At 69.8% G+C, this 4,055-nt stretch carries 4 protein-coding genes; 1 reads left to right on the top strand and 3 read right to left on the bottom strand.

What is annotated here, in order from left to right; genetic code table 11:
• Positions 1-547, bottom strand: a 547-nt coding sequence (locus tag BN4348_RS34675) for a PE family protein (protein WP_142308784.1), incomplete at its 3' end; no start/stop codon positions are given.
• Between the two features lie 149 nt (positions 548-696).
• On the opposite strand from BN4348_RS34675, the gene BN4348_RS34670 reads away from it, so the two are divergent.
• Entirely contained in the window at positions 697-1,575 is an 879-nt protein-coding gene (locus tag BN4348_RS34670; RefSeq protein ID WP_066909454.1) for a D-alanyl-D-alanine carboxypeptidase family protein, read from the top strand.
• A gap of 13 nt (positions 1,576-1,588) precedes the next feature.
• On the opposite strand, the gene BN4348_RS34665 is transcribed toward BN4348_RS34670, so the two are convergent.
• Both BN4348_RS34665 and BN4348_RS34660 read right to left on the bottom strand, forming a co-directional pair.
• A complete protein-coding gene (locus tag BN4348_RS34665; protein ID WP_066909451.1) occupies positions 1,589-2,182 on the bottom strand; it encodes a TetR/AcrR family transcriptional regulator in 594 nt (197 codons plus the stop codon).
• Position 2,183: 1 nt separating this feature from the next.
• Positions 2,184-3,989: an N-acyl-D-amino-acid deacylase family protein gene (locus tag BN4348_RS34660; protein WP_066909448.1), complete on the bottom strand. Its 1,806-nt coding sequence runs from the start codon at positions 3,987-3,989 to the stop codon at positions 2,184-2,186.
• Between the last annotated feature and the right edge of the window lie 66 nt (positions 3,990-4,055).

Below are 4,055 nucleotides of genomic sequence, written 5' to 3'. Positions count from 1 at the left end.
CACCGCCGTTGGCCCCCGCACCGCCTGCGCCACCGGTACCGATCAGCCCGGCGGCGCCGCCGGCACCGCCCTGTCCGGCCGCGTCGGTCGCGCCGGCGCCGCCGTTACCGAACAGGATCCCGCCGGCGCCGCCATTGGCTTGCGCCGAGGTGCCGCCCGCCACCCCGTTGGCGCCATTGCCGATCAGGGGGCGCCCCAGCAACGCATTGGTCGGCGCGTTGATCGCCCCCATTACGTCTTGCTCCAGGGTCTGCAACGGATTGGTGTTGGCCGCTTCGGCTGCCGCATACGAATTGCCCGCGCTGGTCAACGCCTGCACGAGCCGGCCATGAATCGCCGCCGCCCGAGCGCTGAGCGCCTGGAACTGCTGGCCGTGGCGAGAAAACAGCGACGCGATGGCCGCCGACACCTCATCCTCGGCCGCGGCCACCACACCCGTGATCGGGGCAGCGGCCGCCGCATTGGCCGCGCTGATCGAGGTGCCTATACCGGCCAGGTCCGAAGCCGCCGAGGAGACCGTCTCCGGGGTCACCGCCAAGTACGACATCGTCTTCCTCCAATACGGGAATTCAACGAATCACCACACGGAAGCGTCGAGCGTTAACGCTAGCTGGATGGGGCGTCGGGCAGGGATTTTCGACACCCTGCTTACTGGCAGAGGGCCCGGCGCCAGCCCGGAAGTTAAACTGTGCGCCCATGCGCACGCTCATGGCCGCGGTCGCCGCGCTGGTGGCCGTCGCTTCCGGTGCCACCGTCGCAGTGGCACCCGCTCGGGCCGACCAGGCGCAGCCGATCGGCTCGATGCCCATCCCCGAGGGCCCGGCCCAGACCTGGATCGTCGCCGACCTGGACAGCGGTCAGGTGCTGGCCGGTCGCGACCAGAACGTGGCCCACCCACCCGCGAGCACCATCAAGGTGCTGTTGGCGCTGGTCGCGCTGGACCAGGTGAGCCTCGACTCGACCGTCGTCGCCGACGTGGCCGACACCCAGGTCGAGTGCAACTGCGTCGGCATCAAGCCGGGCCGCACCTACACCGCGCGCCAATTGCTGGACGGGCTGCTCTTGGTCTCGGGCAACGACGCCGCCAACACGCTGGCCCACCTGCTGGGCGGCGCCGACGCCACCGTCGCCAAGATGAACGCCAAGGCCGCATCGCTGGGCGCGACCAGCACCCACGCCGCGACCCCGTCGGGCCTGGACGGCCCGGGTGGCTCCGGGGCCTCCACGGCGCACGACCTGGCCGTCATCTTCCGGGCCGCGATGGCCAACCCGGTGTTCGCCCGGATCACCGCCGAGCCGTCGGCGATGTTCCCCGGCGATCACGGCGACGAGCCGATCGTCAACCAGGACGAACTGCTAGCGCGCTACCCCGGCGCCATCGGCGGCAAGACCGGCTTCACCGACGCCGCGCGCAAGACCTTCGTGGGCGCCGCCGCGCGCGGTGGCCGCCGGTTGGTGATCGCGATGATGTACGGGCTGGTGAAACCGGGCGGGCCGTCGTATTGGGATCAGGCCGGCAGCCTGTTCGACTGGGGTTTCGCCCTCAACCCCGAGACGGGTGTGGGCTCGCTGTAGCCACGCGCGGAAACTATTGGGGCAGCGCCGCGGTCAGCAGCGCCGTGAGCACTCCGATCCGCCGCTTCGCGATCGCCGGCTGCGGCAGCACGCCCTCCACCACGGCGGCCCCGTCGAACACGTTCGTCATCAGGGCCACGACGACGGGGAACGTCTCCTCCGGGAAGCCCTCGGCGCCGGGCAGGGCCCGGGCGGCCTCGACGATCTTGGCGGAGTACTGCCCGAGCTCGTGTTGCAAAGTCTCCCTGAGCTTCTCGTCGGTGCGTGCGGCGATCAACAGCTCGTAGACCACCGCGTTGGTGGGGCCGCTGGTGATGTCGCGCAGTATCGCCAGCGCGGCCTCGAGGGCCGGCTGGTCGGCCGGTATCTCGGCGACCCCCTTGGTGAAGGACTCCAGCTGGCGGCGCAACACCTCGGACGCGGTGGCCGCCATGAAGTCGCCCATGGTCTCGAAGTGGCGGAACAGGGCGCCGACGGACACCCCGGCGCGCTTGGTGATCACGGCGGCCGACGCCCGCGCGTAGCCGACGTCGACGATGGTGTCGATGCAGGCGTCGATGAGCCGCCCGACGGTCTCCTCCCGCCGCTGCTGCTGGGTCCTGGCCATGTCAGGCCCCGACTTTGACGGCGCTGCGGCCTGCGTGCCGCGCACCGGCGCGCAGGTAGCGACCGGACTTCACGGATTGGCCGTAGCCGTCGCGGAATTGGCCCTTACCGAAGACGACGGACCCGCCCACGCCGGTCGCGACGACGGCGTCGTCGTTGCGGTTGACCATGCGCCGCAGGCCGCCGTAGAACGGCACGGCCTCCTCGTGATAACCGTCCACCGCCTCGGTGAGCCCGGCCGGGTCGATGACGACGAAATCGGCGCGGTCGCCCTCGCGCAGGGTGCCGGCGTCGATGCCGAACCACTCGGCCAGTTCGCCGGTCAGGCGATACACCGCCCGCTCGGTGGACATGAACGGCGCGCCGGCCCGCTGCGCGTCGCGGGTGCGCTTGAGCATCTTCAGACCGAAGTTGTAGAAGGCCATGTTGCGCAGGTGTGCGCCGGCGTCGGAGAAACCCATGTGGATGCTCGGCTCGTTGGCGAGCTTGTCGAGTTGCTTGGGCCGGTGATTGGCCACGACGGTCGTCCACCGGACGTTGCGCTCGCCGTTTTCGACGAGCACGTCGAGGAACGCGTCCAGCGGGTGCAGCCTGCGCTCGCCGGCGATGGCGCCGAAGCTCTTGCCGATCAACGAGGCGTCGGGGCATTCGACGATGACGGCGTCGTGGAAGTCGCGGTGCCACAACGACGGTCCGAGCTTGATGCGGTCGAATTCGCGGCGGAACTTGCGGCGGTATTCCTTGTCGGCCAGCAGCTCGTTGCGTTCCAGTTGGTCGCGCAGGTGCAAGGCCGCCGTTCCGGCGCCGAACTCTTCGAAGACCGGCAGGTCGATCCCGTCGGAGTACAGCTCGAACGGGACCGGCAGGTGCTGGAAGCGCACGGCCGAGCCCAGCACCCTGTTGAGCATGCGGGTGCCGAACCCGAACGTGTGCACCGCGAGCGGCATCGACTTGGAGTCCGCGGAAACCAGCATGCTCATGCGAACTCCCTTGCCGCGGCCGAAGATTCGGCTGCTGGTCAAAAAGAACATCAGCGCCGACGCCGGCCTCTCGACGTCGGGGGCGCTTTGCAGCATCCGCCCACGCCTGCGCAAGACCTTGATCAGCCTGCGCCGTTCCCGCCAGGTGGCGAAGGTCGACGGCAGGGCGCGCGACCGGAAGCGCTCGCCGTCGAGCTTGTCGATGGCCGCGTCCATGCCGGACATGCCGAGCATCCCGGCGTCGAGTGCCTCCTCCAGCAGCGCCGCCATCCGGTCCAGCTCGGCCTCGGTGGGCCGCACCGCGGCGTCGGTGGCGCGGTCGAGCCCCAGCACCGCGGTCCGCAGGTCCGAATGACCAAGCAGGGAGCCGACATTCGGCCCGAGCGGCAGGGCGTCGATCGCCTTGACGTACTCCGCGGCCGTCGACCATGTCTTGTTGGAGTCCAGGGCGCCGTGCACGAACTCGCGGGGCACGGCCTCGACCCGACTGAACAGGTCGGCCGCGTCCTCGGAATCGGCGTAGACCGTCGACAGCGAGCAGTTGCCCAGCAGCACCGTGGTGACGCCGTGGCGCACCGACTCCCGCAGCCCCGGGTCCAGCAGCACCTCGGCGTCGTAGTGGGTGTGCACGTCGATGAAGCCGGGCATCACCCACTTGCCGGCCGCGTCGATCACCTCGGGGCAACCGGTCTCGTCCAGCGCCGCGGCCGACACCGTGGCCACCACGCCGTCGCGGATGCCGAGCGTGCGGGTCTGCGGCGCGCCGCCGGTGCCGTCGAACCACAGCCCGTCGCGAATGATCACGTCGTAGGTCACGGTTTCCTCCATGGTTGTCGAGTTGCCACGAACCGTAACATAGATAGCAAGCACTCGCAATCTTTTCTGCAAAGTCGG

It is taken from the genome of Mycobacterium interjectum (assembly GCF_900078675.2).
Lineage (GTDB): Bacteria > Actinomycetota > Actinomycetes > Mycobacteriales > Mycobacteriaceae > Mycobacterium > Mycobacterium interjectum.
The sequence above is the reverse complement of the archived record's forward strand: the minus strand, read 5'-3'. Positions and strand labels throughout refer to the sequence as shown.